Here is a 5,818-nt window from a genome sequence, read left to right on the forward strand (position 1 = left end):
CGACTCGTGATTCGACGGAATCCTCAAAAATGAAACTGCAAGCTTTTGGGCCGTCAAAGCCCGAAAGTTTGCAATCCCAAAGACCTTCTCGCCCCGAAACTGATTCTTGATCAACCGCTTGGAGGTTCTTCACGGACGACGAATTGCTCGCGGACTGGAGCGCCGATGATCCCGACGGGCGTGCGGGTGTGGCTGGCGACGGCCAAACGGATATGCGCAGGGGATTCCCCTCCTTGGGCGCTGCAGGTTCAGGAAGTGCTTGGCAGGATCCGCTGGGCGGCCATTTATTCTGCTTCCGCGGCGCCTGCCACGAGGAAATCAACTTTTTGATTCAATACAAGGCGCCGAAAGGATAAGGCCTCTTTGAGGTTTCTCTTACATCTAAGCAGCGCAAGTCGAATGACGCCGGACTTCCCGTTTGCCACCCCCCTCTTTATCCACATTCGTCGAACCATCCGGGGTAAGGCAGCAAGCTAGATGACTCCTTCCAAGCCTCGAACGATTAGCACTGAAGGTATCACGGCGCCATTCCGCCACCTCACCTTAAGCGCATCTGGCTCGCAAGTCTGCTTACGAACCTGGGGGCCCTGATCCGGAGCGTCGGCGCAGCGTGGGCGATGACTCAGATGACAACGTCGGCGGACAGAGTTGCACTCGTCCAGACCGCGTTTTTGCTACCGGTTATGCTGATTTCGATGCCTGCAGGCGCAATTGCGGACATGTATGACCGGCGGATCGTGATGCTTGTCGCGCTCGGCATGTCGCTGCTGGTGCGACCGCGCTGACGACACTTACCTGGCTCGGGCAGGTCACGCCAGACTTGTTGCTGATACTGTGTTTCGTAATCGGCAGCGGCGTGGCTCTGATGGATCCTGCCTGGCAATCCTCACTTAGCGAGCAAGTGCCGGCGGAAGCACTTCCAGCTGCGGTCGCGCTGAACAGTATTAGCTACAACATCGCGCGCAGCGTGGGACCGGCGGTCGGCGGGATGGTGGTTGCGACAGCCGGCGCAGTAGCTTCGTTTGCCCTAAATGCATTGCTATATCTGCCATTGCTTGTTGCACTGTTCTTGTGGAAGCGAATTTCCGGACCGTCATATCTTCCCCCCGAGAAACTAAACCGCGCCATCGTTTCTGGGATCCGCTACATCGCCAACTCAGCCCTCAATCAAAATTGGGCTGATTCGTTCCATGATCACCGGCGTGATCGGAGGTGCCATCATCGCGCTAATGCCGCTGGTCGCCCGTGATCTCCTTGGAGGCGGTGCACAGATCTATGGGATAGCTCTCAGCGCGTTCGGACTTGGCGCGGTAATTGGAGCGCTATATGTGCCCCTAGTACGGAAGAGCCTGAGCGGTGAAGCAGCAATTCGCGCCTGCGCACTGTCAATGAGTGGGACGCTTCTCGCAGTGGCGTTGAGCCACGAGCTGATTCTAACATCGGCCGCTCTTGTCCTTACGTGGGCCGTGTGGATGATCTCCTGGGCCCTCTTCAACATTGGCGTGCAGCTGTCGGCGCCGCGCTGGGTTGCGGGACGCTCGCTCGCAGCTTACCGAAGCGAGGATGCTGAAGCGCTCGCGCATCCTGATGTTCGGCTTGCGCTAACCCATCGCAGTGGACCGGTTGTGATTGAAATCGAATTCCGCGTGGCACAAGAGAATGCGCCGGCCTTTCACAACGTGATGCAAGATGTGCAGCTGTTCCGAAAGCGGAATGGTGCGTATGGCTGGTCGATTGCTCGCGATATCGCTGATCCTGAACTGTGGACAGAGCGCTACATTGCCCGACGTGGCTTGATTATCTACGCCAACGCACGCTCGACGCATTCAGAACGCGCGCTAGATCGTCAAGCGGCGTCCTTTCACGTCGGTCCAGAGCCCGTGCGTATCCGGCGCATGCTAGAGCGCCCCTTTGGCTCCGTTCGGTGGAAGGACGATGTACCCGACTGTACCGCCAACGAGTTCTTGCTCGGTGACTATAACCGGAATCGAACGTAGTAACTGTCAAAACCTGATGTCACGGATGGAGCATCGCGCAGGCTCTTCGACAGCAGAAGCCAGAGCTGCCGCACTGGACCGAGAGTGGATCCGATGACGGCATCTGCTGCAAGTACCTCCTCCTTCCGTCGAGCCCGCTTCATCGGCACGCCGAGTGTACTCAGCCGCGCCTCGCTTGGCCGGCCCAGCATATGGAGCAAGTGGCGCTAGTGGCAAACGAACGTACGCGTACGTTGACGGCCCCTAGTGAAGTAGTGAAGTCATCTTGAGCGGATGGCTGACAGCGCTTATGCGGCGTGAGCGACGTTCTGAGGTCGCCAATCTGTTTTCATCGCCACGAAACGCATGGTCGGCCGCTATGCGGCTTCACAGATGGCTTCCTGCGCCGGTTCACAGTGGCTCGCCCGGAAGATACAGGCACCAGCGGTCGCCGATCGAGAGGATGTCATTCGGCCTGCAATATGGGCTCTGACTCGCTTTTGATGCAGTTCGAGACATGTCTGGCGCTTTGATTGGAGGAGAATCAGCGCCGTGCAGCAAGCACTCCAGCGCTCCAGTCTGGTGCCGCGTGGGTTTGTTGTAGAGGGTGCGTGCTACGAGGGTGATGAGACTGTCATCACGGTCCGGGCATCCGGAAGTGCCGGCTTGTGTCCATCGTGCGGGACGGTTTCGCGGCGTATCCATAGCGGGTATCGGCGACGCGTGACCGATCTGCCGCTGTCCGGGCGGGTCGTAGAGCTCCTGGTGGTCGCCCGCCGCTTCCGCTGCGACGCCGTGCTGTGCGGACGCCAGATCTTCACTGAGCGTTTCGCCGACGGGATATTGGCTCCATCAGCGCGGCGTACGGCGAGGCTGGACTCTATCGTTCATCACCTTGGTCTGGCGCTCGGCGGTCGACCCGCAGCCGGCTTCGCAAGACGACTGATGCTGCCAGTGAGCAAGGACACGCTTCTGCGCGTGGTCCGACGCCGCAGCGGTTCGCCGGTCGATGCTCTCAGGGTCATCGGTATCGATGACTGGGCCTGGCGGCGCAATCACCGATACGCAGCATCATCTGCAACCTAGAAAGGCGCCGGGTAGTCACCCTGCTGCCGGATCGTGAGCCCGCGACCGCCCAAGCTTGGCTCGCTGCGCATCCCACGATCGCAATCGTCGCCCGCGATCGTGGCGGCGGATATGGCCAATCGGCAGCAAAGGCCCTGCCGCACGCGGTGCAGGTCGCGGACCGCTGGCATCTGATGGAGAACGCCAGTCGGGCCTTCCTGGACGCCGTCCGCAAATCTATGCGCCAGATTCGCACCGTCATCGGTGCGACCACGATCGATCCCCAGCTGCTGACAGCAGCCGAGCGCCTCCAGTACGAGGGCTACTTGCGCCGCGAGGAGACCAATGCGGCCATCTTGGCTCTGTCGAAGAACGGCATACCCATCAAGCAGATTGTGCGCCAGACTGGCCATAGCAGGAAGCTAGTACGGCAGGTGATCCGCGGCGAACGCACCGATGTCTTCCGCACCCGGCAAAGTTCGTTGGATCTGCATTTGGCCATGGCTCGATGATCAGTGGGCGTCCGGCTGTCGAAACGGGGCTGAACTCTGGCGCCGCCTAGCAGCGCGTGGCTTCCGCGGTTCGCTTCGCGTCGTCAGCGAGTGGGCGACCCGCAGACGACGTGCCGAAAAGGCCGATGCACAGAACCTTCAGTGGATCCGGTCGGCCAGAACGATCGCGCGTCTCATGACAACCGGGCGGGACTTGCTTACGAAAGCAGAGACCGTCACGGTAGCGGCGATAGAATCTGGCGTACCAACCCTGGTCGAGGCACGCGAGATCATCGCCGAATTCCACATGATGATCCGGCGCAAGACCGAGGTGGGCCTCATCCCATGGATCGAGCCGCCCGCGCCAGCCTCGTCGCCTCGTTCGCCAGCGGCGTCGCGAAAGATGAAGCGCGGTTCGAGCAGCGATCACTTTGCCGTGGTCCAACGGACAGACTGAAGGTCAGATTACGCGCCTCAAGCTCGTCCGACGTCAAATGTATGGCCGCGGGAAAATCGATCTGCTTCAGGCCAGATTGATCGGCGCAGTGGGCGGAGCTGACCAAAACTGCGTCAGAGCCCAATATTGACCCCCTAAGCCGGGGGATCGGCGTCCAAAATTGCGCTGTATCGACGCTCGGCATGCGCACGCAGCCTTGTCGGTTCGCATGAACAAGAGCGATCAAAACGACGCGCGAGGCCTCGCCGAACTGGTGCGGGTCGGTTGGTACCGGGAGGTGAAGGTCAAGAGCAAAGAAAGTCAGAAGATTCGTGCGATGCTCGTTGCCCGATCTCGCCTCGTGACCATTCGCCGGGATATCGAGAACCAGGTTCGCAGCCTGATCAAGGAGTATGGATTATTGTTCCCTCGCGCAATCGGCCTGCAGTTCCGCCACCAGGTCCACGAGCTCTTGGGCGATGATCATCAGCTCCTGAGCGTGATAGCGCCGCTCTTGTCGATCCATGAGAACGTCTGTCAGCAACAGGATAGGTTCGATGATCAAGTCCGCCGGTTGGCAAAGCAGGACGAGACGACGCGCCGTCTGATGACGGTCCCGGGTGTTGGCGTCGTGACTGCCCTAACGTTCCGTCATACGATCGATGATCCCTCGCGCTTCCGATCGGCCTCGCCAGTTGGCGCCTATCTGGGGCTTACGCCGCGACGCAACCAATCCGGTGAAACTGACACCAACGGCAAGATATCTCGTTGGGGCGATCGACTTCTACGAACTTACCTATTCGAAGCCGCAACCGAACAAAGAAATGGTCTTGCCTCAAGGCCTGGGGCATGAAGCTCGCAAAGCGGATTGGCTTGAGGAAGGCAAGGGTAGCCATTGCCGGGAAGATCGCCGTAATCCTGCACTGCATCTGGGGCGATGGCACATCGTTCGACTGGGGCCAGGCGAAGGCGTCATAATCCTATTTTACAAGCTCCTGGTCCGGCCCGCCGGACCGGCGATGTCCTGCTGGGACGGTGGTCGTGGCGACCTCGGTCAATCGGCTGGTGGCGGTTCGTCCGCACTCCGCTGCAAACGTTGAGGCGCTCGATCCGGACATCATCATGAGGCGCTCGCGACCTCGGAAAGGACCATGACCCCAGCTACGACATCAATCCAATTACGCCGAAGCCACCAACGATATCGACTATCCAATCCCGCTGGGCGATCGTCTTGCCATCCGCGATCGCTCCGTCTACGCAACCCGACCAGCTCCGACGGAGCAATCGCTACCGGCGTGCCACTGGTGAGAAAGAAAGCAGCTTGACAACAACCCGCAATTAAAGGGCCGATTGACACTATGCCCACGCCAAGCAGTTCAGCGTGCCAACAGGGCCTTGAAGAAGCTCAAGACCTATCTCGGCCGCATTATCCGCGACATCGGCCGCAAACTCGGGGGCAACGCCGACTTGCTTGCCGGGATCGTGCTGGAGCGCATGCTCGCGCGGGCGCGACGCGTGCTGGAGCAGAAGCAGCACCGGCGTGGACCCAAGGTCTATTCGCTGCACGCGCCCGAGGTGGAGTGCATCGGTAAAGGCAAGGCCCACCGGCCTTACGAGTTCGGCGTCAAAGTCTCGGTTGCAACGACGCTGGCGCACGCCAAAGGCGGTCAATTCGTGACCCACGTGAAGGCGCCGCCGACCCCTATGACGGGCATACGCTCGCAACCGTCATCCCGGACATGGAAGCCCTCATCGGCAATACCCTCGAGCGCCTCCTCGCCGACAAGGGCTATCGCGGCCACAATGCCCCACCCGATTACAAGTTCAGGGTGTTCACGTCAGGGCAGAAG

At 60.2% G+C, this 5,818-nt stretch carries 2 protein-coding genes and 3 pseudogenes; all 5 read left to right on the top strand.

Annotated features, from left to right (window positions below; translation table 11 throughout):
* Nucleotides 1-590: 590 nt before the first annotated feature.
* Nucleotides 591-1,249, top strand: a pseudogene (locus IVB12_RS03250) (MFS transporter).
* Nucleotides 1,191-1,997, top strand: a complete 807-nt coding sequence (locus IVB12_RS38025) for an MFS transporter (protein WP_253075475.1) — start codon at nucleotides 1,191-1,193, stop codon at nucleotides 1,995-1,997. Before IVB12_RS03250 ends, IVB12_RS38025 begins: the two are co-directional and overlap by 59 nt.
* Before the next feature lie 531 nt (nucleotides 1,998-2,528).
* Nucleotides 2,529-4,119: pseudogene (locus IVB12_RS03260) on the top strand (ISL3 family transposase).
* 78 nt (nucleotides 4,120-4,197) lie between these two features.
* A complete protein-coding gene (locus IVB12_RS03265; RefSeq protein ID WP_247295617.1) occupies nucleotides 4,198-4,821 on the top strand; it encodes an IS110 family transposase in 624 nt (207 codons plus the stop codon).
* 504 nt (nucleotides 4,822-5,325) lie between these two features.
* Nucleotides 5,326-5,818: pseudogene (locus IVB12_RS03270) on the top strand (IS5/IS1182 family transposase); the annotation flags it as partial.

The sequence above is a fragment of the Bradyrhizobium sp. 179 genome (genome assembly GCF_023073535.1).
In the GTDB taxonomy this organism is placed as follows: Bacteria; Pseudomonadota; Alphaproteobacteria; order Rhizobiales; family Xanthobacteraceae; genus Bradyrhizobium.

Coding starts and splice junctions, on each gene's coding strand:
- IVB12_RS38025 (WP_253075475.1), top strand. CDS start 1,191: ATGATCACCGGCGTGATCGGAGGTGCCATCATCGCGCTAATGCCGCTG.
- IVB12_RS03265 (WP_247295617.1), top strand. CDS start 4,198: ATGAACAAGAGCGATCAAAACGACGCGCGAGGCCTCGCCGAACTGGTG.